Annotated in this window: 36 protein-coding genes; 3 read left to right on the forward strand and 33 right to left on the reverse strand. The window is 35.1% G+C overall.

What is annotated here, in order from left to right:
- Nucleotides 1–3: 3 nt before the first annotated feature.
- The 4 genes from ACIQ4I_RS05390 to ACIQ4I_RS05405 form a co-directional block, all read right to left on the reverse strand.
- The gene (locus ACIQ4I_RS05390) at nt 4–222 is read right to left on the reverse strand and encodes a YneF family protein (RefSeq protein WP_403093709.1); all 219 of its coding nucleotides are present in this window, start codon (nt 220–222) and stop codon (nt 4–6) included.
- Between the two features lie 92 nt (nt 223–314).
- Nucleotides 315–755, reverse strand: coding sequence for a sporulation inhibitor of replication protein SirA (gene sirA, locus ACIQ4I_RS05395; RefSeq protein WP_397537610.1), 441 nt, complete (start codon nt 753–755; stop codon nt 315–317).
- 135 nt (nt 756–890) lie between these two features.
- Nucleotides 891–2,894 carry a transketolase gene (tkt, locus tag ACIQ4I_RS05400; RefSeq protein WP_403093712.1) on the reverse strand — a complete coding sequence of 668 codons (2,004 nt, stop codon included), beginning with the start codon at nt 2,892–2,894 and terminating at the stop codon, nt 891–893.
- Nucleotides 2,895–2,986: 92 nt separating this feature from the next.
- Complete coding sequence (locus tag ACIQ4I_RS05405) at nt 2,987–3,223, reverse strand: DUF896 domain-containing protein (RefSeq protein ID WP_403093715.1); 237 nt, start codon at nt 3,221–3,223, stop codon at nt 2,987–2,989.
- Nucleotides 3,224–3,429: 206 nt separating this feature from the next.
- Between ACIQ4I_RS05405 and ACIQ4I_RS05410 the strand changes: the two genes are divergently transcribed.
- Nucleotides 3,430–3,813, forward strand: coding sequence for an aminotransferase-like domain-containing protein (locus ACIQ4I_RS05410; protein ID WP_403095068.1), 384 nt, complete (start codon nt 3,430–3,432; stop codon nt 3,811–3,813).
- 210 nt (nt 3,814–4,023) lie between these two features.
- On the opposite strand, the gene ACIQ4I_RS05415 is transcribed toward ACIQ4I_RS05410, so the two are convergent.
- Both ACIQ4I_RS05415 and yneA read right to left on the reverse strand, forming a co-directional pair.
- Entirely contained in the window at nt 4,024–4,680 is a 657-nt protein-coding gene (locus ACIQ4I_RS05415; protein ID WP_403093718.1) for a YneB family resolvase-like protein, read from the reverse strand.
- A complete protein-coding gene (gene yneA, locus ACIQ4I_RS05420; RefSeq protein ID WP_403093721.1) occupies nt 4,677–4,991 on the reverse strand; it encodes a cell division suppressor protein YneA in 315 nt (104 codons plus the stop codon). The genes ACIQ4I_RS05415 and yneA overlap by 4 nt, the downstream gene beginning before the upstream one ends.
- 167 nt (nt 4,992–5,158) lie before the next feature.
- Between yneA and lexA the strand changes: the two genes are divergently transcribed.
- Nucleotides 5,159–5,773, forward strand: a complete 615-nt coding sequence (gene lexA, locus ACIQ4I_RS05425; RefSeq protein WP_403093723.1) for a transcriptional repressor LexA — start codon at nt 5,159–5,161, stop codon at nt 5,771–5,773.
- A 26-nt stretch (nt 5,774–5,799) separates the two neighbouring features.
- Here lexA and ACIQ4I_RS05430 read toward each other — a convergent pair whose 3' ends face one another.
- Entirely contained in the window at nt 5,800–6,060 is a 261-nt protein-coding gene (locus ACIQ4I_RS05430; protein ID WP_403093726.1) for a hypothetical protein, read from the reverse strand.
- Nucleotides 6,061–6,626: 566 nt separating this feature from the next.
- Between ACIQ4I_RS05430 and ACIQ4I_RS05435 the strand changes: the two genes are divergently transcribed.
- Complete coding sequence (locus ACIQ4I_RS05435) at nt 6,627–6,974, forward strand: hypothetical protein (RefSeq protein WP_403093729.1); 348 nt, start codon at nt 6,627–6,629, stop codon at nt 6,972–6,974.
- Nucleotides 6,975–7,026: 52 nt separating this feature from the next.
- Here ACIQ4I_RS05435 and ACIQ4I_RS05440 read toward each other — a convergent pair whose 3' ends face one another.
- From ACIQ4I_RS05440 to ACIQ4I_RS05565, 26 genes are all read right to left on the reverse strand, one after another.
- On the reverse strand, nt 7,027–7,419 hold the full coding sequence (locus ACIQ4I_RS05440; RefSeq protein WP_403093731.1) for a YolD-like family protein: 393 nt from the start codon (nt 7,417–7,419) through the stop codon (nt 7,027–7,029).
- Entirely contained in the window at nt 7,416–7,637 is a 222-nt protein-coding gene (locus ACIQ4I_RS05445) for a transcriptional regulator (protein WP_403093734.1), read from the reverse strand. The genes ACIQ4I_RS05440 and ACIQ4I_RS05445 overlap by 4 nt, the downstream gene beginning before the upstream one ends.
- Before the next feature lie 121 nt (nt 7,638–7,758).
- Complete coding sequence (locus ACIQ4I_RS05450; protein ID WP_403093736.1) at nt 7,759–8,547, reverse strand: hypothetical protein; 789 nt, start codon at nt 8,545–8,547, stop codon at nt 7,759–7,761.
- A 123-nt stretch (nt 8,548–8,670) separates the two neighbouring features.
- Nucleotides 8,671–9,477: a GH25 family lysozyme gene (locus ACIQ4I_RS05455; RefSeq protein ID WP_403093739.1), complete on the reverse strand. Its 807-nt coding sequence runs from the start codon at nt 9,475–9,477 to the stop codon at nt 8,671–8,673.
- Between the two features lies 1 nt (nt 9,478).
- Complete coding sequence (locus ACIQ4I_RS05460; RefSeq protein ID WP_403093742.1) at nt 9,479–9,730, reverse strand: phage holin; 252 nt, start codon at nt 9,728–9,730, stop codon at nt 9,479–9,481.
- A 12-nt stretch (nt 9,731–9,742) separates the two neighbouring features.
- Entirely contained in the window at nt 9,743–10,018 is a 276-nt protein-coding gene (locus ACIQ4I_RS05465; RefSeq protein WP_403093745.1) for a hemolysin XhlA family protein, read from the reverse strand.
- Between the two features lie 125 nt (nt 10,019–10,143).
- Nucleotides 10,144–10,308 carry a hypothetical protein gene (locus tag ACIQ4I_RS05470; RefSeq protein ID WP_403093747.1) on the reverse strand — a complete coding sequence of 55 codons (165 nt, stop codon included), beginning with the start codon at nt 10,306–10,308 and terminating at the stop codon, nt 10,144–10,146.
- Between the two features lie 88 nt (nt 10,309–10,396).
- Nucleotides 10,397–10,564: a hypothetical protein gene (locus ACIQ4I_RS05475; RefSeq protein ID WP_403093750.1), complete on the reverse strand. Its 168-nt coding sequence runs from the start codon at nt 10,562–10,564 to the stop codon at nt 10,397–10,399.
- On the reverse strand, nt 10,564–10,854 hold the full coding sequence (locus ACIQ4I_RS05480) for a hypothetical protein (protein WP_403093752.1): 291 nt from the start codon (nt 10,852–10,854) through the stop codon (nt 10,564–10,566). Before ACIQ4I_RS05480 ends, ACIQ4I_RS05475 begins: the two co-directional genes overlap by 1 nt.
- 4 nt (nt 10,855–10,858) lie before the next feature.
- Nucleotides 10,859–11,545, reverse strand: coding sequence for a hypothetical protein (locus ACIQ4I_RS05485; protein ID WP_403093755.1), 687 nt, complete (start codon nt 11,543–11,545; stop codon nt 10,859–10,861).
- Nucleotides 11,542–11,877, reverse strand: coding sequence for a hypothetical protein (locus ACIQ4I_RS05490; protein WP_403093757.1), 336 nt, complete (start codon nt 11,875–11,877; stop codon nt 11,542–11,544). Before ACIQ4I_RS05490 ends, ACIQ4I_RS05485 begins: the two co-directional genes overlap by 4 nt.
- Nucleotides 11,877–12,692 (reverse strand): putative phage tail protein, encoded by an 816-nt coding sequence (locus ACIQ4I_RS05495; RefSeq protein WP_403093760.1) that lies wholly within the window; start codon nt 12,690–12,692, stop codon nt 11,877–11,879. Before ACIQ4I_RS05495 ends, ACIQ4I_RS05490 begins: the two co-directional genes overlap by 1 nt.
- Nucleotides 12,693–12,701: 9 nt before the next feature.
- Nucleotides 12,702–13,043 (reverse strand): phage tail fiber protein, encoded by a 342-nt coding sequence (locus tag ACIQ4I_RS05500; protein WP_403093763.1) that lies wholly within the window; start codon nt 13,041–13,043, stop codon nt 12,702–12,704.
- Nucleotides 13,040–14,080, reverse strand: a complete 1,041-nt coding sequence (locus ACIQ4I_RS05505; RefSeq protein ID WP_403093766.1) for a baseplate J/gp47 family protein — start codon at nt 14,078–14,080, stop codon at nt 13,040–13,042. The genes ACIQ4I_RS05500 and ACIQ4I_RS05505 overlap by 4 nt, the downstream gene beginning before the upstream one ends.
- Nucleotides 14,080–14,511, reverse strand: a complete 432-nt coding sequence (locus ACIQ4I_RS05510) for a DUF2634 domain-containing protein (RefSeq protein ID WP_403093769.1) — start codon at nt 14,509–14,511, stop codon at nt 14,080–14,082. The genes ACIQ4I_RS05505 and ACIQ4I_RS05510 overlap by 1 nt, the downstream gene beginning before the upstream one ends.
- Complete coding sequence (locus ACIQ4I_RS05515) at nt 14,511–14,912, reverse strand: DUF2577 family protein (RefSeq protein WP_403093771.1); 402 nt, start codon at nt 14,910–14,912, stop codon at nt 14,511–14,513. The genes ACIQ4I_RS05510 and ACIQ4I_RS05515 overlap by 1 nt, the downstream gene beginning before the upstream one ends.
- Nucleotides 14,912–15,886, reverse strand: coding sequence for an XkdQ/YqbQ family protein (locus ACIQ4I_RS05520; RefSeq protein WP_403093774.1), 975 nt, complete (start codon nt 15,884–15,886; stop codon nt 14,912–14,914). Before ACIQ4I_RS05520 ends, ACIQ4I_RS05515 begins: the two co-directional genes overlap by 1 nt.
- Nucleotides 15,887–15,888: 2 nt before the next feature.
- Entirely contained in the window at nt 15,889–16,308 is a 420-nt protein-coding gene (locus ACIQ4I_RS05525; protein WP_403093777.1) for a hypothetical protein, read from the reverse strand.
- Nucleotides 16,309–16,320: 12 nt separating this feature from the next.
- Nucleotides 16,321–18,267 carry a phage tail tape measure protein gene (locus tag ACIQ4I_RS05530; RefSeq protein ID WP_403093780.1) on the reverse strand — a complete coding sequence of 649 codons (1,947 nt, stop codon included), beginning with the start codon at nt 18,265–18,267 and terminating at the stop codon, nt 16,321–16,323.
- 194 nt (nt 18,268–18,461) lie between these two features.
- A complete protein-coding gene (locus tag ACIQ4I_RS05535; protein ID WP_403093783.1) occupies nt 18,462–18,863 on the reverse strand; it encodes a phage tail assembly chaperone in 402 nt (133 codons plus the stop codon).
- A gap of 11 nt (nt 18,864–18,874) precedes the next feature.
- Nucleotides 18,875–19,312 (reverse strand): phage tail tube protein, encoded by a 438-nt coding sequence (locus ACIQ4I_RS05540; protein ID WP_403093785.1) that lies wholly within the window; start codon nt 19,310–19,312, stop codon nt 18,875–18,877.
- A 15-nt stretch (nt 19,313–19,327) separates the two neighbouring features.
- The gene (locus tag ACIQ4I_RS05545; protein ID WP_403093788.1) at nt 19,328–20,398 is read right to left on the reverse strand and encodes a phage tail sheath C-terminal domain-containing protein; all 1,071 of its coding nucleotides are present in this window, start codon (nt 20,396–20,398) and stop codon (nt 19,328–19,330) included.
- Nucleotides 20,395–20,895: a phage tail terminator family protein gene (locus ACIQ4I_RS05550; protein WP_403093791.1), complete on the reverse strand. Its 501-nt coding sequence runs from the start codon at nt 20,893–20,895 to the stop codon at nt 20,395–20,397. The genes ACIQ4I_RS05545 and ACIQ4I_RS05550 overlap by 4 nt, the downstream gene beginning before the upstream one ends.
- Nucleotides 20,895–21,320, reverse strand: a complete 426-nt coding sequence (locus ACIQ4I_RS05555; protein WP_403093794.1) for an HK97 gp10 family phage protein — start codon at nt 21,318–21,320, stop codon at nt 20,895–20,897. Before ACIQ4I_RS05555 ends, ACIQ4I_RS05550 begins: the two co-directional genes overlap by 1 nt.
- A complete protein-coding gene (locus tag ACIQ4I_RS05560) occupies nt 21,317–21,655 on the reverse strand; it encodes a phage head closure protein (protein WP_403093796.1) in 339 nt (112 codons plus the stop codon). The genes ACIQ4I_RS05555 and ACIQ4I_RS05560 overlap by 4 nt, the downstream gene beginning before the upstream one ends.
- A complete protein-coding gene (locus ACIQ4I_RS05565) occupies nt 21,633–21,899 on the reverse strand; it encodes a head-tail connector protein (RefSeq protein ID WP_403093798.1) in 267 nt (88 codons plus the stop codon). Before ACIQ4I_RS05565 ends, ACIQ4I_RS05560 begins: the two co-directional genes overlap by 23 nt.
- Nucleotides 21,900–21,901: the final 2 nt, after the last annotated feature.

Below are 21,901 nucleotides of genomic sequence, written 5' to 3' on the forward strand. Positions count from 1 at the left end.
GTTTTATTTACTCAATTTATTCATTTGGTTCATCATTTGTTTGATTTGTTTTTCAGATGGTTTACGTCCCATTTGAGTCATCATAACACGTAACATTTGTTCGTTAATAGGTGGGTTTTCTTTTAAGTATTTCATCATATATTGACGAGCGATAAAGAATCCGCCAACTAAACCTACGATTAATGCTACTACTATTAAAGTAATCGCTAATCCAGTACTCACTAATTTTCCTCCTCTAAAATTCGCATACGAGAAAAGTATCTCCAAAGAGGATTATACAATAAAAACTACTTCGATACTACTATTTATCTGATTTATCCCTTTGCAACAACTGAAAATTTAGGCGGTTTTAGCCAACCACATTCCATTTCATTTTTGTTAAATCCGATAAAACCCGAACTAATCTTTGATAATGTCGCAAATAGGTCTAATTCCAACATACGAGATCCAACGCAAGTGACAACCATATAATACGGTTGAATTTCAATATGTAAATCACCTTTAAATTCGTTTGTCAAAAAGATTTCATGGTTCTTCATATGAATTGCAGAGAAATTTTTATATAAATATTGTTCGATAAATGCTTCAATTTCTTTTACCGGCAATAATTCACATAAATAAGCTAATTCCTGCGAAGGATAAAAAGTATTATTTTCAGTTTTTAAGTTTTTAATTAATTCAAATAATAACCGTTCTCTCCCGTATACAAATGACTGATGCTTTTTTTTGACATGAAAGATTGAGTAAACACGCATCTATTGTCACTCCCTTCTTTCATGTAATTATACCTTCATTTTATCGAATATTTTGTCAATTCTAACTGTAAATAATACACTTTCTTTGTCAAAAAACAAAAAGTAGAGGCAAAATACCTCTACTTTTTAAAAGTTTTATTTTTCAAATAGTGCTTTTACTTTTGATACAACATTTTCAACTGTAAAGCCATATTCCTTCATAACGATTTCACCTGGAGCACTTGCACCGAAACCATCAATTGCTAGCACATCACCTTCGAAACCTGTATATTTATGCCAGCCAAATGATGATGCCATTTCGATTGCTAAACGTTTTGTTACTGCTTTTGGCAATACGCTTTCTTTATAGGCTGCATCTTGTTCTTCAAAGCGTGCAAAATCAGGCATAGAAACAACAGTTACATCAATACCTTCTTTTGCAAGTTCAGCTTTAGCAGCAACTGCTAGTTGGACTTCTGAACCAGTTGCAAGTACTAATGCATCTGCCACTTCTTTGCTTGCTTTTTCTACAATATAAGCACCTTTCGCAACGCCCTCGTATACTTTTTGTACTTCAACATTAAGAACTGGTAAGTCTTGACGAGATAATACTAAAGCTGTAGGGCGGTTTTTAGAAGATACTGCAAGTTTCCAAGCTGCTGCTGATTCATTAGCATCTGCTGGGCGAATAACAGAAAGATTTGGCATTGCACGTAATGCTGCTAAATGTTCGATTGGTTCATGAGTTGGACCATCTTCCCCTACTGCGATTGAATCATGAGTGAATACGTATGTTACAGGCAGTCCCATAAGTGCAGAAAGACGAACTGCTGGACGAACGTAATCAGAGAATACGAAGAATGTACCGCCAAAAACGTTTAAACCACCATGAAGTGCCATACCATTAAGAGCTGCACCCATTGCAAATTCACGAACACCGAACCAAATGTTACGACCCTCGCGATCAGTTGCTGAGAAGTCGCCTGCACCTTTAATCGTTGTTTTGTTTGAACCTGCAAGATCGGCACTACCACCGAAGAATGCTGGGATTTTTTTAGCTAATGCATTAATTACTTCACCTGAAGATGAACGCGTTGCAATCGATTTGCCAGCTTCGTAAGTTGGAATTTCAGCATCGAAATCTGTTGGAAGTTCACCTGAGATTGCTTGTTCTAATTGTGCACCTAGTTCAGGGAATGCTTCTTTGTATGCATCAAATTGTGCATTCCATGCTGTTTCAGCATCTTCACCTTGAACTTTAGAAGCTTGTTTAAATGTTTCGTATACTTCTTCTGGTACAAAGAAATCTTCATTATCCCATTCATATGCTTGTTTTGTAAGCATTACTTCATCTGTTCCAAGTGGTGAACCGTGGGAAGCAGATTTACCAGATTTGTTTGGTGAACCAAAACCAATTACAGTTTTCACTTCAATTAAAGTTGGTTGACCTTTGTGCGCTTTTGCTTGTTCAATTGCTTTATTAATAACTTCTATGTCATTGCCGTCTTCTACTAATAAGTAGTTCCAGCCATATGCTTTAAAACGTTCTGCTGTATTATCAGAGAATGATTTGTTTAAATCACCATCTAATGAGATGTCATTACTATCATAAAGAACAATCAGTTTTTCTAGTTGTAAATGACCTGCAAGTGAAGCAGCTTCTGCAGAAACACCTTCCATTAAGTCACCATCACCGCATAATGCAAATGTATAGTGATTAATAATGTCGTTTTCAGGCTTATTATAAACACCTGATAAATGTGCTTCAGCCATTGCCATACCGACAGCCATTGAAATCCCTTGTCCAAGTGGACCAGTTGTAGCTTCTACACCAGCTGTATGACCATATTCAGGGTGTCCTGGAGTTAATGAACCCCATTGACGGAAGTTTTTAATTTCTTCCATTGGAAGGTCATAACCACCTAAATGAAGTAAGCTATATAAAAGCATTGAACCATGCCCTGCTGATAAAACAAATCGGTCACGGTTAAACCATTTAGGATTTTTTGGATTGTGGTGTAATTGTTTTGTCCAAAGAGTATAAGCCATTGGAGCTGCACCCATTGGAAGCCCTGGATGACCAGAGTTTGCTTTTTCAATTGCGTCAATAGACAAAGTACGGATTGTATTAATTGCAAGCTGATCTGCTTGTTGAGTCATGAATAGACATCCTTTCTTAAAGCAAAATATTATTCTATTACAGTGTAGTCAACATTTCTACATAAAACAATGCTTTTTAGACAATTGTTCAGTTAATTTAATGGTTTGTTTCTTTGTTGTTTTGCACGTAATTTTGCTGGAGTTACTTCATCGCCATTTGGATCGAAAACACGTACATTTTCAATTGTACCTCGCATTGACTCACGGAAAGTATCTAAATATTCTTTTCGAAGCTTAGTTTGTTCTTTTGCTTCCTCAACAGTTAAACCTGCTTCTTTTGATTTTTTTGATAAATAGTTAATACGTTGAATTTTTTCTTTTGGTAACATGTTTAACACACCTTTCATTACTACATTAACATAAAGGTATGCAAAAAAAGCTCCAAGCGCAAGCTTAATGCTTCATTTTGTCGACAAAACCTATCATAATTTGCTATTTATCTTTCTCAAGCGATCATTCCCGACAAATGGCTGGAGATTAAAACAGACTTATGAGTAGATAAACAGCAGTCACCCAAATAAATGGATCAAGCGCGATTTCACAAGAGATTGTTACATATTGGCTTGCATCAGATTTATATGAGAATCATTTAATCGAACTACGAGATCATTTAAAGGTTCGTGCTAAATTTGTTGAAAATATTCTTACTGAACAATTCAGCTCGATCGCTACATGGGAAAGTCCTCAAGGGGGATTTTATATTTGGCTAAGATTTAATGAATCTATTGTGACAAAAGATTTTTTCTTAAAACTTCTAAAAAGAAATGTACTGATTAATCCTGGTTTCATCTATGATGCAGAAGATACAAATCACATTAGAATGTCCTACTCATATGCATCATTAGATAATTTAAAGGTAGGATTAGACATCTTATATGAAGAAAGTCTTTCGATGATAAAAAACAGTTGTACTCCATAGCATGGAATACAACTGCTTTTTCTTAAAGCTATGTTATTGGATATTGTCGAATTTTTCTCTAAAGCGCTAGCATTAAGTGCACAAAGCTTTCTTACGCTTTGTGTAATCTCTGGCACAATAACAATTCCTTTCGAATATCAATCAAATTTAAGAACGCCTTTTCTTAATGGTAGATATTAAACATTGTGAAATATTAAATGAACTGAAAACTTATTTATCCTGTTCTTCTTCATATTCTTTAAAACGTCTGTGAACAGTTGCTTTACTAATTTGAAAACCTAAGCCATTTAAAGTTGAAGTTATTTCTTCAAAGGTCATGCCTTTTTGTCTTAAGCTAATTATTTGTTCAATAGGCACATCTATCCGGTCTCTGCCTTCCGGATTACCTCGATCCTTCAAATTATTTTCGGGTCTGTATCCATTTTGAACAGCTCTTTTCATACCTCGGCGTATTTTCGCATTATGTAATTTTCGTTGATACTCCTCTACAAGAGCTAAAATTTCAAGCAACATAGTATCCATATCATTCAACTTAATATTGCCGGAATCACTTAAGGTAAATATATCAACATTCATCTTTTGCAATAAATGCAAAACGGCCATTCGTCCATTACCACGTCCTAAACGTGTCTCATCTTGAACAAATAAGGTGAAAATGTGATATTCCTTCATAAACTCTAGTAAATCTAATAAACCTTCACGATCAATATCATAACCACTATGTCTGTCCGTAAATACTTCTGCTACTTCATATCCTTCTGATTTTGCAAAGTCTCTTAGTTCAATCTCTTGTCTTTCTATTGATGTATCTTGTGTTTCCTTTTCTGTGCTTACACGACAATACAATACTGCCTTATTATTCATCATTTTCTGTCACTCGCCAATTCTATTCCTTCATCTTTTGAAATTGATTTTTTATAATCTGGAATAATTAAAGTATGACCAGCTATTATTTTATCGTCAAACATATTGTTTTCATTTTTCACTAAGCGTACCCACTCGTCATTTGATAAATCACCTTTGTATTGATCGGATAATGCCCATAGTGTATCTCCTTCTTGTATTTCAATATTAGTATATTTTGTCGTATCTCTATTTGATATAAAAAGAATGATCATACCAATTGTTACGAATATGATTAGTAATGCTGCATTTTGATTTCTATTAACCCAGTTCATATGAATCTTCCTTCCATCGAATGTTTGTTCGGAATGTATGTTCTCAATATAAACCGAACACTTGTTTTTTGTCAAACACTTTTTCGAACCTACGTTTGCATTTTTTGTTCGGTAATGCTATACTAAATTTAACAATTAGAAGAATACTAAGATAAGAGGTGAATGGATTGAAAAAAGTATCGAAAAGACAAGAAGATATACTTGAATTTATTAAAGAAGAAGTTCGTTCAAAAGGATACCCACCTTCCGTCCGAGAGATTGGCGAAGCTGTAGGATTAGCATCAAGTTCTACTGTCCACGGACATTTAAATAGACTTGAAAGCAAAGGACTTATTCGTCGCGATCCAACAAAACCTCGTGCAATAGAAATTTTGGATCAAGATAATATTTCAAAACAAGGTGTAATGCATGTTCCACTAGTTGGAAAAGTTACTGCTGGTCTGCCGATTACAGCTATTGAAAATATAGAAGAATATTTCCCTATTCCAAACTATTATGGAACTTCAGATGATCATATTTTCATGCTTGAAATCATGGGCGAATCTATGATCGAGGCCGGTATTTTAGACGGCGATTATGTCATAGTAAAACAACAAGCAACAGCCAATAATGGTGATGTTATTGTCGCTATGACAGAAGAAAATGAAGCTACTGTAAAACGCTTCTATAAAGAAGATGGTTTTTTCCGACTCCAACCAGAAAACTCTTCAATGGACCCGATTATTGTAGAAAGTGTCTCTGTTCTTGGGAAAGTGGTTGGTTTATATCGTAACGTTCACTAATCAATCATATGAAAAAGTATCCAAATCTATTCTAATAAGATAGATTTGAATGCTTTTTTATTTTGCGTTATTTGATTTTTACGTTTTAAGACTAAATAATTTTTTGATAAGCATTCAATATGAACAGCTTGAATGGTACCGCCAAAAGTATGATTGATCAAAATGCAATACGGTCGTTTTATACACTTTTCATGCTCTAAAATACGACCGATGATACGTGCTTCATAAATTGTTCCAATTCCCAATTCTGCAAGTATACGGCTATTTCCCTCACCTAAAACTCCCATTAATATTTTTCCTTGTATACCAGATGCATTAATCGTAAAATTCCCGTGGAAAAAGAAAAAGCGTTGAGGCTTAGAGCCCCAACGCTTTATATCTTAATACATTTTCATGTATTGGTCACGTTCCCATTGGTGTACTTGCGTACGGATTATAAACAAAGGTTATTTATAGATACTTATCATTGTTTAATGGCTGATTTTATAGATTTTGTAGCTATATCGATATTTAATAAATGGTGTCATTTTGGTCTGATTTTGGTCTGATTTATACAATATATAAATTATTTTGGTCCGAGAAATATTAAACCTTCCATTTCAAATTTTATTAAACACGGATAATCTACTTGTATTTAACATATCATAAATGCTTGTTTTATCGCAAATGTGTATTTATTGTTTTTTATCTTGTTTCATATTCGTGGTCATTTTGTGGCTTTTGTGGTCATTTTGTGGTCAATCCACTGAAAACTAATTTTAACAATTATAATAGAAGGAACTCCATTTTCAAAAAAATCTATCCATACCTTCTATTTGTTATTATACTATATATTGGAAAGGTGGTTATAATATTGGGCGCAAAAAATAAAGTAATTGCTGGTGATTATCAAGGTAAAAATGTTCTTCACACTTTAGGTATAGTTTCTATTGCTACTAGCCTCTTTAAAACACTTGATCTTACTAAAGAAAATGTAAAAGAATATGAGCTTATAACAGAAGAAACCCGAAAAAGTGCTACATCTGCCGTTGGACGAGCGTTTGTAGGTGGAGTAATTTTAGGACCAGTAGGTTGGTTAGCGGCTCTTAGTGCAAAATCTAAAGGCACACACACAATTGCCATTGAATTTAATGATGGTAAGAAAAGCTTACTTGAAGTTGATGATAAAACTTATAGTTCATTAATGAAGAAATTATTTTAAACTAAAAGCCCCTCTTCCGTATGGTTGAGGGGATAAATATTTTTAACAAGATTTAAATTTCTCTATAATCAATCGGTGAGATATCGACTACTTCTTCCAAATTAATTGGACCACGGATATTTAAGAACGGATCACTATAATAAAACTCTTTTGTTTGTTCGTTGATTCTTGTGATTACTCCTCGGTGATATTCAAACTTCCCATCGTTCCATATTTTATATTCAAGCTCTAATTTTATATTTAAAGCCATCATTAGATTCATCTGCATATCCTCTAATTCCCATTCAGTTAGCTCAGGCTTTCTAATATAATCTTCTTTTTCTCTCTCTTTTTTAAGTAAAGCAACATGCTCTGGCATCATCATAGCCATTGACCATTTAATGCTGCCACGATCTTTAATATTTAATGAATCAATAAAGTTTTGCGATTCTTCTTCATATTTCATATTGCGTAACTCTCCTTTTTATTAATTGGCAACATCGCAAGAACATTCTCGATAATAAAAGTACGCTTTTCATGTTTAGTGAAGCAAAATACTTGAAATTTATCGCCACTGATTTTCAGAATCTTCACTCGCCTTTTCGAGATTTCACCTGTTTTAGACATGTACATTAATTCGACTAACTGATGGTACTGCATAGCTTTTATTAATTGTTCTTTCATGATGTTACCTCCTCAAATAAGAACGTTTGTTTGTTTTTATCCATTATATAGAACGTTCGTTCTTATTTCAAGTATTAAAAAAACCAGAAGTACATTTGCTGTACTCTGGCCATTCTTATGTTTATCTATATCTTTCCTTTTTACTTAATAGTTCACCTTCAATTTCGCTATAGCTTTTATCTAACGATAGCAATGAAGCTATTACTCTTTCTACTTTTACAATTTTTTTTAAGTCTTCTGTTGAAAAGAAATCTCGTAACATTTCATTTTTACCAACATCATATAGTCCCTTTAATTGCGCTGCGTTTATTCCGAAAATTGTTTCATAAACTAGATTTGTAAAGATTGCATACTTATTCGTTTTACTTGTAACTGCATAAAATTCTTGAATAGCATCAGTCAATTGTCGTCTTTCTCGTTTGCCAATTTCTCTTTCTATTGCCCATTTACGTTGTTCTTCTGTAGAAATTTCTTCGATATTTAATAAGTAGTTTCTAACAGACTTAGCAACTTCTGATTCGGTGATTAGCATACCTAATCGTAACAAACCTCTACGATTCATAAGTTGTAGTGAATTGATACCATTTAACGATGGTTCACCCTGAACTAGCGTTTTAAAATCATTTAATGTTGGCCCTCTTAACAATCTAAGTTCTTCATACTCATTAAATTCTTTACGATGTCTTTTTACTATTGTTCTAATTGTTTCTACAGGTACTTCATAGTACTCAGCAGCCATTTGCAATGTTATTTCTAGTGTATTTGGTAAGGTCGGAATGACCTTAACCTTTTCTAAGATTTCATCTCTGTAAACATGCTGGTCTCGCATAGTTTTACTTTCAACTAAAATCATTGCGTTTTCTCCAGATACGCTAGCTTCTAGTTGGCTCCCTGTCTCTCTCTTTGCCATTTTCATCATCCTTTCTACCTAGGTAATTCGACATAATTATGTATAATCCTCTATAAAATATAAATATTCTTTTTTTCAAATAAAAAAATGCCCCATCATCACAGTGGACGACAGGGCATTTATTTATTTCAATTTAATTTTCTGACCAGCATAAATTAAGTTCGGATTTTTTATTCTGTTCAACGATTGAAGCTTTGCAACGGTTGAATTGTTCTTGAGAGCGATAGCGCCTAAAGTATCTCCTGATTTCACTGTATAGATGGTATTCTTTACTTTGTTATTTGATGTCTTATTGGTTGAAGATGTTTTTACAGGTTTACTTACTTGAGTGACTTTTTCCTCACCAGTAAACCATTTAAGTGATTTGCTACCTGTTAATCGATTCAAGTCCACGCCACCACTAATGCCCGCGATTGTTCCTTTATCCGTATATTGGTGCATATCACATTTGTATTTAGGTTCAATTATAGATTTACCATCTGAAGCATAACGTGGAATCCAAATAAAATCAGCTTTAGAATAGTCTAAGCTAAATGATTCGTATAGATGATGAGCCACGTAAATACCAATTTTTTCAGCTCCTAAACGGCGAAGTTCTGCAATAAATGCAATTGTACCAGCTCGCATATCCTTCATTGTAGATACTTCTACATCTGCAACAAAGAACTTTGGTTTATGACCACCTGCAGTGGCGCGATTATAAAAATCTCTCGCTTCTACTTTCGCATCTTCTACAGAGGTGAAACGAGTGAAAGCATATACACCAAATGGGATATTGTATTGATCGCATCCATTAGCATGTATTGGATAAACTAAATCTTTTGTTGTGGATCCGTCTTGAACTCGTAGAATTGCTAAATCACATTCAGTTGCTAAAGCTTTATACTCTACTTTCGGTTGCCACTTTGAGATGTCTACAATTTTTCTCATATTATTTTAACCCCTTTTCTTTTAATAATTCTTCTTGTCTTTTGGCTTTATCAGTAATAATGTAACTATTCTTATACACACCGTAAACAGCAACCACAAACGGTACTGCTGCTAATAATGCATTTACGAATGTATCAATTGTACCCTCATTAAAGTGTATTAACTGAACGCCTAAAGCTTGTAAAAAAAGAAGGATTGCCGATAACAATCCTCCAAATAAACCAATACATTCTTTTAATTTTTCTCCTGTCATGCTAATGACCTCCTACAAATTTGTTTTAATAACTAAACCGATTAGTGCGGCAATTACCATACCAATAATTGTTGTTGTTACCCACCAAATAATTTTGTCGATTTTATCTAGACGGTGATGTGCACTTTTTGTACTTTCCAATGCTTTGTCTGCAATATCTTGTGCTTTGTCTGCTTTTTCTTCAGCTCGACTAGCTGTTATTCTCACTTCATTAACTCCATTCAACTTAGCATCAATTCCACCAAGTCGCTCGTATATATCAAGCATTAATTTATTTTCTTCACCCATATAGCACCTACTTTTTATAAGCCGTAAAAGGGCTTATTTTGTTTTATTGCATAATAAAAACGCACCCTCATAGATGCGCTAAAAATTCATATAAAAAGCACACGTTATTGGATGCGCTAAAGCGATTATTGATAACTTGTTCTACTATTAGAAGATTTCTTTTCTGCCTCTAATTCTTTTACTCGTTTCTTTAGGCTATCAATTTCGGATTGTAATCTGTCGAAATCTTTTCCAACGATTTCAGTAACACTTTTTATTAATGCCTTTTTAACATCTTGTTGTGATACCATAATATCCCTCCTCTATATCTACTAAATTTCGACAAAGAGGAAGAAGTTCCTTTAATAAATTTAAGTCTTTTTTGACATAAAAATAACGCTAGTCAACAGACTGCGTTTTCTGTGCATCCATTTCTGTTAACAAGCATGTGTATTCTTCATCCTCAAGTTGATTATTTGCGTAAAAAACATTTACCTTCTTCAACATATCATCATAGCTATATCGTTGGCGATCAATTAAGAATTTACATAAGTCATAAACCTTCATTATAAAGTTCCTCCTTTTATACCCATTTCGTTCATGGCGATTAAATATTCTGTATTAATTAATGTTTGTGTTTGCATTTCTTCGATTGTTGGTGCTGGATTTGTTGGTTCAACAGGATTAGGTAATATAGGTTTCGTGAATTCCCCTGTACCAACGTTGTAATCCCAGCCTTCTTGTATTTCATCTTTTCCAGTTATATCAATTAATACGATATTAGGTGCGAATTCTGGTTTTTTATCAGCTTCAAATATCCAATGTGCTTTACCTTCATAAATTTGTGCGTATTTCATTTTATCACTCCCACCATTCCACTATCATTATTCCTTTACCTCCAGCGCCACCGCCGTAACCGTTACCGCCATTCCCTACAGTTATAGTATAAGTGGAGTTCTGGATAACACTTATAGGGTATTTTATCTTAAACTCTCCAGCGCCACCACCACCACCTGCGCTTTTATCATAAGTAGATGAGAACGCACCACCACCTCCTGCGCCTGTAGAAGCGTTTGCGCCGTTACCTGCATTTCCACCATAGATGCCAGCTCCACCTGTACCACCTGGCATTGGACCATCGTTTGTGGTAGCTCCGCGCGTACCGTTGCCACCAAAGCCACCGTTACCTCCACCAGTACCTCCTAATGAAGTATTAGCACCTCCACCGCCGATTAATGATAGTAAGTTACCAAAAGACGTAACACCACCTGAATTTGCTTTTGCTCCAGATGCTTCGGATGCGCCACCTCCACCTCCAGCACTAGCTGTTATATACACTTCTGTTACTTTGTCTGGTACTTTCCATGTGTAAGTACCTGGGGTGTCAAATACTACGCTTTTCATCACTTTTCCTGAATTTTTATTTTTAATTTGATTATCTATGTTATCCACCTTAACGCTTGTTGCATCAGTGGTCGTTTTAATAGTATCTACCACAGATTTAATCGCAGTTTGCATAGTTTTTGTCGCCATATCAATTATGTTCATCCTGTTACCTCCTCATAAATCATTTGTGGCTCGCCGTTAACCGTTCTGAATCCCCATCTATAAGTAATCCCATTATCAACAAAAGTGTGTGGCATGGGATTTGCTTGATGATTAACTATTGCATTATTTGTATTGATTACTTCATTTTTTATTTCGTTGATAGCACCCGCTAATCTTTTATCATCGGTATCTAAATCTGGTATTGATGTACTGCCATCTTGCAGTTCTTTTACCGCAGTATCCAACGTATCCATGTTTTCGTTGATATCACTAATATTCACATAATCCGTTAAATCTGGCTTCTTGAGTTGTAGTTTTTCTGTGTACTTCATTAGCTCACCTCATCCCATATTCGTAAATCATTCCAATTTTTATCCCTTACACCGCCCCAAGTTTTGTCTTTCCAGATATGCCAAGTGTTATAGATAAAGCTGAATTTCCAATCTAAATGAGCTGGCATAATTATTTCTAATGCGCTTTGTAGACCTACCATGTTATTTGGAATGCCTATCGTGCCGACAAATTTAATTTCGTATACACCAGGTATGTTTGTAGAATTAATTTCTACTTCACCGTTGCTATATGCAGCTGCAACTGACTTAATTGTTGCTTCTGTGGTTTGGTCAAAGCTTGCTCGGTTTCGAGATGCAATTTGTTCCCTGCGTTGGTCATAGCTTAATGACTTATTAAATTGAATTCCTAGATCTCGTTCAAATATTGATAACGATTCGATAGCAGTATCTAGGAATATATTTCTTTCTGCTACGTCTAATAGTTGCTCACAATTTCGTAATTCTCTATCGTATGCTGGTAGTACTTTGTTAGATATTATGGATTTGCGTTCGTATAAAGGTAAATGTTTCATCATATCTGTTTTGTAATCTCGTTTGGATACGACAATATCTACAATCATTTCTGCGACTGTTTGCATTACTGCAGGTGAATAATCGACCCGTACACCTTTTGCATTTAGTTCTGTTAATACTTCGTTTATAGAACCTGATTGTTCTAACAAGACAGGGTTTATCGTCATTTCTGACATAACTTCCATCAATGCCGATCTAAAACATTCCCATTGATGGGGTGTTAAATCGCCCCATGCAAAGACATTTACTTTTCCCCACTCTGATTCTTGGATTGCTTGCATTCAAATCACCTACTTTAATCGAACAATCAAATAATTTTTGGGTATCTTATATTGACTGGATATATCGATTGTTTTGATGAACTCTGCAGGTGACTTAAACAATAAATTTCCTGCCGCCGAACTATCAAAAATGCCAATATGAGTAATACTTCCCCATGATTCGCCTGCGATTGGAAATAATACATCTGCAGTGTTAGATGTTTGACCATCCACAGGGTCGATAAATGCTACCGGTTGCCGTTTATAACTTGATTGATTAATTTCATTTTCTCCGTTAAATAATGCAACATACACAGATTTTAGATTCTCTTTTAAAACTTTATTTTTCAAGAATATACTCATATGATTCATTCATTAACACCTCCCATAATAGCCACTTCGTCATCTTCGATTGGAATATTAGCAATACTGCCATTTACTAATAAATCCTGATAATCTAATAATCCTTCGCTGTCAATAACTTCGCTACCTGTTTTGGCATAGCTGACATACGATTCTTTAAAGGCAATTTTCTTCAAATACTCCACCATATTTGCCTTTATATTTTCTTTGGCCACTTGCTCTGTATAACCAGCTGCTAAACTAAGGGTAGCTGTAATATTTATATATACACCGACAGCAGAAATAACAACCAGTTCTTCTACACCAAATGGCATTTTTTCTAATATATGATCATAAACTTTTTTGACTAATTCACTATCGGCAGGCTGTTTATTACTATTGATAATAATAACTTTCATTGTCAAAGGTCCATTAAATTTAGGGACAACCCTTGCGTCACCTACTCCTGTTACTTCTTTAGCCCATTCTAGATAGTGATACTTATTCCCTGATTTACCTGGGCGTTGAAACTTATCATAATAGCGTTGTTTAAGTTCAGCATCAGTTTCAGCATCATAACCGTTTGTAACCTTCTCTGGATTGTAGACATTTACTAACCCACTAAGTGTGACCGGGAATTTATTAATCGCGTTTGCTGGTACATTACCAATCGTTCCAGATAACTCACATTCAACTAATACAGTCGCTTGTCCACTTTCACCGATAACCTTTTCTTCAACAAAAACAAAATTTAGAGTATCAGTGCCAACTAAATCACCAACCCTGATTTGAGAACCAATTGAACCAGAAACAATTACCCGTGTTGTTGCCTTTGTTGCTTTTTTTCTGATAATCCCTGTTCTTTGATATATAAATTTTTCAAGATCATCACCAGATAAATTTTCGATATCCAGTTTATTTTGGATTTCTATAATTTCTTTTTGTTTTGTCGAAAATTCAATTGCACCAGGCTTAGTTGCATCAAAGATAAAGGAACCCTTGCTTTTGTCGTATTCATCATCAATATTTGTAAGCATTCGATTATGAATGTCTTGTGCGCTCTCCATTAAAATGTCACCTCCATCTCAAACGCCCCATCAATTGTCACAACTGTAAACCATACTTTCATCCATTTCCCATCATGCTCGAAAGTCCAATCTTCTACACTTTCAATATAGCTGTGTAGTATTAAAGATGCCGTTACTTCTCTTTTTATTTCTGCTTCAACGAAAGATCTTGGGAAGGATGAACCGATTAAATCTTCCAGCGTTACACCATATTCAATATTTTCATAGATTCTAAAACGAAACCGTTCAGTTTTTAATACTTTTAAAATCCATTGTTTTAATACTTCAACTCCATGAATTTCAACCATTTTCCCGTCCTTTAAAACAAAATCACCTTTATCAAAATCATACAAAAAAGACTTGCCTAATTTCGGTAAGTCCTTTGGTTCGGTATCAGTATTAAATTCTAACTCTGCGATATCTGGTAACATTATTCAAACCTCACCGCCTTGTCTAACACAAAATACAATTGATCATCAGTTGTTGGCATTAAGATAACTTCATCACCTTCAACTATTGTATCCAAAGTGGTGGTATGAGCGTCTTCTGTGTCCACGTTTAACGTTTGTACGATATGAGAATGCATTGATACAACATTTGTTTGTCCGCAATTTTCGTCGTTAAAGATGGGGTGTAGATCTCTTTTATATCCTGCTAACATATGTGCCGAAAAAATCAAATTTTCTTTATTTAGTATTACAACATCATTAAGACGTATAGTAACTTCTGGTGGAGGTGTAATTACAGTACCAGTCGTTATAGATTTTGGTATATCATTTTCCCGTTCTTTAAGTAGTATCGCCAATTCTGTTAAACCGTCACTTTTAGCCATTACCTTACCTCCAATCCTAGAGTCATTGTGTGTATACCTTTTGCGATAGTGTGATTTACAATTTTAATTAAATAAGTACCACTAATACCAGTTATAGGTTCTTCAACTTTGAATAATCTTCCGGCACGTACACGATCATCACCAATCAGTTCGATACTTGTTTCTTCAACAATATTGGATAAATCATCTAACTCTTTTTGTGCAATTTGTTTGGCAGTTAGTTTTTCTTTTTCATCAAGCTTCACGACTTTTTGCAACTTGCCATACTTGCTGACCATTGCTGCATCATCTTTTGTTAAAAGCACTTTGTCCTTAGATGAAACCACTTGAATGGAATTAATCATGTCTGAAATACTTCTTTTTCGGCTTGGATTTGCTATAGCCGAAACAACATCATGCTTAGCACCATTTTTATAAAGCTGAAACTCACCTGTAATGACCATGTTCTTTTGCTTTTCGATGTATAGCTTGCCGTTTCGCATTTCCATTAGATATTTGGTGCCCGTATTTCGCTTGGTGATCTTAATAATTTCTTTTATAATATCGCTAACTTTTTTATCATTAAAAACCTTATCAATCTTCGTTGGCATAGAAGCAATACTGCCCACGGGTACACCAAAATCACTCAAAATCTTATTGATTGCCTGGTCTGCAGGTATCTTATTGAACTGATAAATGGCATTTGATTTGTTTAAATAAAAAGCAAAATCAAAGGCAGTGTAACTAATGGGATCTCTGCCTTTTCGGTCCTCATCCACAATAATCGCTCTAGTGATTTCCTTGTTATTGTTTTTTAATATCACTATATCTCCAATGTTACACGGGTTTTTAGGAAAATACTTATCATCATTAAAAGCAATATTAAATGATAATTCCTCGCCTAATTCATCTTTGTTGCTCCTTCTTTTTATAGATCCAATTAAAGGAGAGATATCAATCATTTTTGATTCCTTTACTAACCATAATTCATGCATATCTACACCCGCTTTGTCTTTAACTTGATTTCCGGGAACTCAGTCATTGAAATTGAATAGTAGACATCGCCCGTACCATCTTGTGGACCATATTCAAAGTCATCAATTAATACAAGCATATTAATCTTCGTATTTGTTATAACAAGGCGAATGGGGATTCTTTTATCCCGCCAAGTTTCCAAAAGTTCAGCATACTCCCACCCCTTATATTTATCAGTCCTTGCAAATTTGTATTTTTTCTTAGGAAAGAAGGATTCGAATGAGATAGATTTAAGTCCTCTTTGCCCAATTAATAAGATGTCTCCTTGATTAATTGTTGACCAGGTCTCATTGTTGAATGGGCTTTTTATTTTAAATTCAGAAGGGACAATAGGAAGTTGAAGCACTGTTTTTCGATTATTTACACTAAAAAATATATCCATACTATCAACCTCCTATATATTTGCTAGTCTCATTTTTAATGCTGGTACTAATTCATTTACTATCTCATTTGTTGACTTACCTACACCATTTATATTGATATTAATAACATTGCCTCCTGCGCTCTGAGCACCTTCAGCACGAGCCATTGCCACGCTCTTATCATGAGGATATACACGGGATCCACGCGGTAAGTCAATAATTTCCCCACCCTTTTCATGAACCTGTGCAATCCCTCCAGGTGCTGAATTTGTACCACTAGCAAAGCCAGGTATATATTTTTTTAATCCCCCTAAAGAAGGTAATGAAATTTTAGGCATTTTAAAGTTGGCAACTGCACTTTTAAACGAGTTCCACTTATCTATCAAACTCTGAAAGAATCCAACTACTGGGGAGATAAATGATTGTGCTGCTGACATAATTCCTGAAAAGGCTGTTTTTAAACCTGACCAAAGAGATGATGCTGCAGCCCTAACAGTGTCCCAGTTTTTCCAAAGTAAAACACCCACCGCTATTACTGCGCCAATCGCAATTGCCACCCATCCCAAAGGAGAAATAGCTAATGTTCCATTTAATAACGCTGTTGCAATTTGGACACCCGATGTTGCAATTTTCCAAGCATTTTGTACAGCTGTTACTGCTATAATCCCAATTTTAAACGCAGCCAATCCAGCTGCAGTACCAGCAAGAATAGGAGAAAGTGCAGAGATAACGCCTGAAATACTTGACCAATTACTGACAATAGTAGATACTCCACTAACTGCAGTAGATACTAGACTGCTAAATATAGGTATTAAACTCTCTGCTGAACTAGCTAATGAACTTAGTAATTCATTACCACCGTTTGAAGTAAATGAATCTGCAATAGTTGTTTTTAAAGTTCGCCACATACTTAGCATTCTATCTCCAAAGCCACTATGCATTGTTGCCTCTGCTTCCTTTGTGGCACCTTTAAATTGACCTACCGCATCTTTACCGTCTGCCATAGCTAAAACAACTTTAGAGCGAACGTCTTCCCATTGCGTTCCGAAAAGAGCAACACCTGCAGCATTTTGTTCTACTGGATTTTTCATGGTAGATAGTGCTGAAATGGTTGCCGCAAAAGCTGTATTTGCTGAATCTCCACCTGCAGCTATTTTTTGAGCCATGTCATCTGCATTCAAACCAATTGCTTTAAAACCTTCTGCAGTACCCTTTGAACCATCGATAGAACGAATGCTGAATTCTTTTACTGCATCTCCTACCTTGTCCATATTAAAAGCACCAGCTTCAGAGCCTTTAATTAGAATATTTGTGAAGTCTTTCGCACTCATACCCATAGCACTAAAATAGGGTGAATACTCATTGAATGTATCTAACAAGTCCCCAGAATAATCCCCTGTCTTTTGAAAGGCTGTCGTCATTAAGTCGAGTGCATCTGTTTGAGAAAGCCCTTTGAAATTGGCAGTCATTGTTTTTACCGATTTACCTACTTCTTCAGTACCAACATCATAGAGATCAGCAATTGTATTTGCGCCCATAGCAAGATTTTTAAAATCATTCTTTCCAAGGTCATTGAACATTCCTTTTAATTTACCGATATCATTTGCTACTTCTCCAACTGACTCTCCAAAGCCAGCATTAAAAACATCTTTTGCAGTCCCTTTTAAACCTTCTAATTCCTTTCCTGTTGCCCCAGTCTTAGCGCTAAGTCTGTTAAAAGCTGATTCTGTTTCAATAACAGATGAAGCTATGTCGCTGATACCTGCAATTCCAGCAAATGCACCTGTAAGAGCTGCTGCATTTAACGCAACATTTTTAAACGCACTTACAGCTGAGGAACCAAAATTACTAACTGTGTTTGAAGATTGCTTTATTTTTCTTTCAAAATCCGTTGTGCCACTTGCTGCTTTCTTTACGCCACTTGAAAAGTCTTTATCTTTAAGAGTTAAGACTGCAGATATGACACGCTTATTGCCCATATATATACCTCCAATCAAAAAAAGCTAAGACTGACCAAACATGGCCTCGTACTTAGCTTTTTCTTCTTCAAAACTCTTCTCCATAGACGCAAAAAGGAATAATTTTTCTACTGGACTAGCATTAATTATTGAGCTTATGCTATGCCCTCGTTGCAAATAGTGATGAATCATATAATAATCTCCATCACTATTGATTAGTTTTTTACTTGTTTCACTTTTTCAATATGTGCTCCGTAACCAGCTGATTTCAAAATTTCTTCTGCAATTTTCGGTATTTCTCCAGCTTCAAATATTTTACTTATAATATCAGTAGGCTCTGCACAATTAAATGCCTGTTGTAGTTCTGGATCTTTTAAGTTTGGCTCCACAATGGAATTGTAAATAAGATGTACGTCAGCTTCCCCTGCTTCGATATCTTTGTCACGAGTCATTTCAATCGATTCAAGTGCAAGCGTACGATCTGGCTTTTCAAACACGATTGTTGCATCTAACCGCTCAATATACAATTCTTCTTTTACTCCTTTTTTAACTTCATACTTATCTTTTTCTTTGATTAATTGCAGTAAAGTCAATTTGTTTTTCACTTGTTTATCCATTGGTTAGCCTCCTAAGCCGAGATTAAATCTAATAAATCATAATCCGCAAAATTGAATGGTAGTTCTTCTGTAGCTAGGGTTTTTTGTTCAAACGCTAATAATGTGAATTCGTTAAATGTGATTTCCTCAATTGAAACACGCTCCGCACCAAATGCATCGGGATCCGCCAATTTGCCGACTAATTTCACATCAGGCATTTCCCCTGTTTTAGTCGCTTCGCCCAACAGTTTGGCTCCACGAGAATAAACCTTTTTCACAGTAATAGTGCCTTCTCCAGACCACCCTGTGTACTTTTTATGTGTAGCCAAATCTTCAGCCATATTTACATCTTCAAAATTCAATGCCACTTTTGCTTCGAAACTTTCAATATCAAGCCATTTCTCGTTATTTACCCAAACGGCTCCGAATGTTCCGTTAATTTGGCGATTTGGTTTTAATTTTTTATCCATCTTCTCACCTTCCTATTAGATAAAGATGTTGAAATCTAAATCTTCCATTGTGTCAACAATTTTGATATTTGATGCAAGAAAGACATTTTTCTTAAATGATGTCTTTTTAACAACTTGGTCATCCCAGGTACTCGTATCAGTTCCAATAGCTTCCCAAGCCAACCGCTGAGCAGTAACGTTGATATCCGCCTTATTTGTATAGTTAGGATCTAAAATTTCATTCGGGAATGTTGCCAAACCTTTGAAATACGAGTTAATGGATGTAATAAATAAAACTTGATTATCATAGATATTATTTACTTTACCTGTATAGTGATCGTTGAATGTAATACGAATATCGTCTTGGATCATATCCATCACTTCCATGACGCGAATTGATTTGAAATCTTCTGTTTTCGTGGTGGTAGTAGTTACTAAACTATTTAACCCTCGGCCAATCTTAATGTTTTCACCATCAGTAATTAAAATGAGTTCACCATTATCAATGGCTGCATCTGGGTCTACCGGCTCGATAATTTCGTCTATTTCATCAAGCACATAATACGTTGATGAGCGAGTAAATGGCAAACCTGCAATGATACCTGCAATACGCGGGGTATATTCAGCTGTTTCGAAAATGTCTTCGCCGACTTTGATACCCTTTGCAGTAAAGTTGATGACTCCTTCCGAATCTGCCTTCGTATTCGGCAAAATTGCTTTGAACGTCTTTTTATTCTTTCGCTTTTCTTTAATCCATGTCACCACATCTTCTGTTTGCGCTCCCGTAATACTAGGAATCGCTAAATAATTAAATTTCTTAGAAGACAATCGTTTCAAACCTTCTGTAAAATCTGTTGAATCAGCTGCAATAACCTCAATAATAATCTTTGCCGGCACACCTTTTAGTGCTTGCTTAATGTACTTCAGATTGTCAGCCGTCCAATCCGTTGCGACCAATTCATCTATGCTTGTGATTTCTTGTGATTTCGCCTTAGTGGTATCGTCTTTTAAAATGAGCGCAACAATCCCTCGCTCACTTCGGGCAACTGCAGAAACTGCCTTTCCAAAAAACTCTATATTAATTTGTGGTAATCCCAAAACCGTCACTCCTTCAATATCATTTCTAATTCTTCCATTAGTTCAACTGGATATTTATCAAAATGGTCTTTGCCCGGACCTTTGCCTTCTGCATCAGGAAACTCTCGCTCTATCCAATTGCTATCTTCTTCAATATTCCTTGCATCATTAAATTCAAGAGAAAAAGACATATTTAAAACGCCATCAGTTATAACGGCGTTTGTTTCAGTGATATTAAGCCATCTATTCACTACTCTTAATTTCAAGTCAAATGCTGACTCTAAAATTTCTTGAGTATCCATTAATTCGATAGCATGATTATATTCATTTGATGGAAAATAATAAATTTGCACATCAATATCTTTGTCAACATGCTCCATTGTGCTACTTTTTCGACCATCTAACTGTACAAAAAAAGAAGGTCTACTAAAGCCCTCTTTTACATCATTGCTATTGATTTCGATATCCGAAAATTTATTATTTATCCTATCGTTGATTGCTTTTTTTAAATCTTTCGTGGTAATCACTATAAACCACCACTTTCTAGTAAATCATCTAGCCAATTTAATAACTCTTTTTCGAACACACCTGAATTATCAAATTCGGCCATTCCATTTCTTAATATATTTTTTCCTGGAACAAACCCAACATTACGACCATCTTTCGTAACTTGTTGATGACCATACTCAATTAAATGTGCATGTGGTTGTGAATTGATAACACGTACAACATATTTTCCCTCTGAATCTTTAAAAGCTTTACCACGCTTAAAACCCTTTTGATAATTACCTGTTTTCTTCTTTACCATGGTTCGTGCTTTTCTAGCTACTTTAGTACGTGCTTTGCTCCCAATTTTTCGCATTACTTTATACGATTCTTTAGGCAGTTTCTTTTTAGCCACATCTAGCAAATCGTTTTGAAATTCTGTGAGTCCTTCGATTTCCATGCTCATCGCACTAGCTCCTGCACAAAGATTTCAAGTTTTTCATTTACAAAATAAGGATTAAGAATGTACTTGATTTCAAAACGATGTCCTCGAAAGTGAATTTGCATATCTTTTGTGATATCTTTTCCTGATTCATAACGCATAACAATTTTATGTGTAACATTGGTTAATATTGTGTCGGCCTGTTGTTTTATCAACGAACCAGTTTGAGGTACAACCTCCGCATATGGAGATTTTAGTTTAGCAAATTTGTATACAGTTTCGTTCAATTCGTTTTTTTCTTTCCGATTGCCCCAAACTTCAATTTTATGCTTGTATCTATTCGTCTGATGTTTCGGCATCTGAATACACCTCCTGAACGAAAAAAGGAGTTAATGCATCTAATGCTTCGCCTAATTCCTTTTCAGCAACTCTGTATTCGTAAAAGATACCTGCCGTCATAATGACGAGCCACTCTGTTTTTTTACCAGTTGCATTTTGTACATAATTTTGCGCTTGTTGTAAGTATAAGGACAACATAGATGAATCCATATCTTCCTCAATGTGTAGATGATTACGCAGTTTTTCTAATAACTGTTCATCCATAA

Source organism: Rummeliibacillus sp. NPDC094406, from assembly GCF_044763875.1.
Lineage (GTDB): Bacteria > Bacillota > Bacilli > Bacillales_A > Planococcaceae > Rummeliibacillus.

Excerpts from the sequence above, each read along its gene's own strand:
- ACIQ4I_RS05540 (WP_403093785.1), bottom strand. The coding sequence starts at position 19,312 with ATGGATAAAAAATTAAAACCAAATCGCCAAATTAACGGAACATTCGGA.
- ACIQ4I_RS05515 (WP_403093771.1), bottom strand. The coding sequence starts at position 14,912 with ATGGCTAAAAGTGACGGTTTAACAGAATTGGCGATACTACTTAAAGAA.
- ACIQ4I_RS05555 (WP_403093794.1), bottom strand. The coding sequence starts at position 21,320 with ATGAGCATGGAAATCGAAGGACTCACAGAATTTCAAAACGATTTGCTA.
- ACIQ4I_RS05505 (WP_403093766.1), bottom strand. The coding sequence starts at position 14,080 with ATGGAGAGCGCACAAGACATTCATAATCGAATGCTTACAAATATTGAT.
- ACIQ4I_RS05455 (WP_403093739.1), bottom strand. The coding sequence starts at position 9,477 with ATGAGAAAAATTGTAGACATCTCAAAGTGGCAACCGAAAGTAGAGTAT.
- ACIQ4I_RS05510 (WP_403093769.1), bottom strand. The coding sequence starts at position 14,511 with ATGTTACCAGATATCGCAGAGTTAGAATTTAATACTGATACCGAACCA.
- ACIQ4I_RS05465 (WP_403093745.1), bottom strand. The coding sequence starts at position 10,018 with ATGGGTGAAGAAAATAAATTAATGCTTGATATATACGAGCGACTTGGT.
- ACIQ4I_RS05445 (WP_403093734.1), bottom strand. The coding sequence starts at position 7,637 with ATGAAAGAACAATTAATAAAAGCTATGCAGTACCATCAGTTAGTCGAA.
- ACIQ4I_RS05475 (WP_403093750.1), bottom strand. The coding sequence starts at position 10,564 with ATGAAGGTTTATGACTTATGTAAATTCTTAATTGATCGCCAACGATAT.
- ACIQ4I_RS05565 (WP_403093798.1), bottom strand. The coding sequence starts at position 21,899 with ATGGATGAACAGTTATTAGAAAAACTGCGTAATCATCTACACATTGAG.
- ACIQ4I_RS05480 (WP_403093752.1), bottom strand. The coding sequence starts at position 10,854 with ATGAAATACGCACAAATTTATGAAGGTAAAGCACATTGGATATTTGAA.
- ACIQ4I_RS05535 (WP_403093783.1), bottom strand. The coding sequence starts at position 18,863 with ATGGATAAACAAGTGAAAAACAAATTGACTTTACTGCAATTAATCAAA.
- ACIQ4I_RS05530 (WP_403093780.1), bottom strand. The coding sequence starts at position 18,267 with ATGGGCAATAAGCGTGTCATATCTGCAGTCTTAACTCTTAAAGATAAA.
- ACIQ4I_RS05415 (WP_403093718.1), bottom strand. The coding sequence starts at position 4,680 with ATGATGAATAATAAGGCAGTATTGTATTGTCGTGTAAGCACAGAAAAG.
- ACIQ4I_RS05525 (WP_403093777.1), bottom strand. The coding sequence starts at position 16,308 with ATGGATATATTTTTTAGTGTAAATAATCGAAAAACAGTGCTTCAACTT.
- ACIQ4I_RS05500 (WP_403093763.1), bottom strand. The coding sequence starts at position 13,043 with ATGAATCATATGAGTATATTCTTGAAAAATAAAGTTTTAAAAGAGAAT.
- ACIQ4I_RS05430 (WP_403093726.1), bottom strand. The coding sequence starts at position 6,060 with ATGGGAGTTTTAGGTGAGGGAAATAGCCGTATACTTGCAGAATTGGGA.
- ACIQ4I_RS05560 (WP_403093796.1), bottom strand. The coding sequence starts at position 21,655 with ATGCCGAAACATCAGACGAATAGATACAAGCATAAAATTGAAGTTTGG.
- ACIQ4I_RS05450 (WP_403093736.1), bottom strand. The coding sequence starts at position 8,547 with ATGGCAAAGAGAGAGACAGGGAGCCAACTAGAAGCTAGCGTATCTGGA.
- ACIQ4I_RS05460 (WP_403093742.1), bottom strand. The coding sequence starts at position 9,730 with ATGACAGGAGAAAAATTAAAAGAATGTATTGGTTTATTTGGAGGATTG.
- ACIQ4I_RS05470 (WP_403093747.1), bottom strand. The coding sequence starts at position 10,308 with ATGGTATCACAACAAGATGTTAAAAAGGCATTAATAAAAAGTGTTACT.
- ACIQ4I_RS05485 (WP_403093755.1), bottom strand. The coding sequence starts at position 11,545 with ATGAACATAATTGATATGGCGACAAAAACTATGCAAACTGCGATTAAA.
- ACIQ4I_RS05495 (WP_403093760.1), bottom strand. The coding sequence starts at position 12,692 with ATGCAAGCAATCCAAGAATCAGAGTGGGGAAAAGTAAATGTCTTTGCA.
- sirA (WP_397537610.1), bottom strand. The coding sequence starts at position 755 with ATGCGTGTTTACTCAATCTTTCATGTCAAAAAAAAGCATCAGTCATTT.
- ACIQ4I_RS05520 (WP_403093774.1), bottom strand. The coding sequence starts at position 15,886 with ATGCATGAATTATGGTTAGTAAAGGAATCAAAAATGATTGATATCTCT.
- ACIQ4I_RS05440 (WP_403093731.1), bottom strand. The coding sequence starts at position 7,419 with ATGAAATATGAAGAAGAATCGCAAAACTTTATTGATTCATTAAATATT.
- yneA (WP_403093721.1), bottom strand. The coding sequence starts at position 4,991 with ATGAACTGGGTTAATAGAAATCAAAATGCAGCATTACTAATCATATTC.
- tkt (WP_403093712.1), bottom strand. The coding sequence starts at position 2,894 with ATGACTCAACAAGCAGATCAGCTTGCAATTAATACAATCCGTACTTTG.
- ACIQ4I_RS05490 (WP_403093757.1), bottom strand. The coding sequence starts at position 11,877 with ATGAAGTACACAGAAAAACTACAACTCAAGAAGCCAGATTTAACGGAT.
- ACIQ4I_RS05405 (WP_403093715.1), bottom strand. The coding sequence starts at position 3,223 with ATGTTACCAAAAGAAAAAATTCAACGTATTAACTATTTATCAAAAAAA.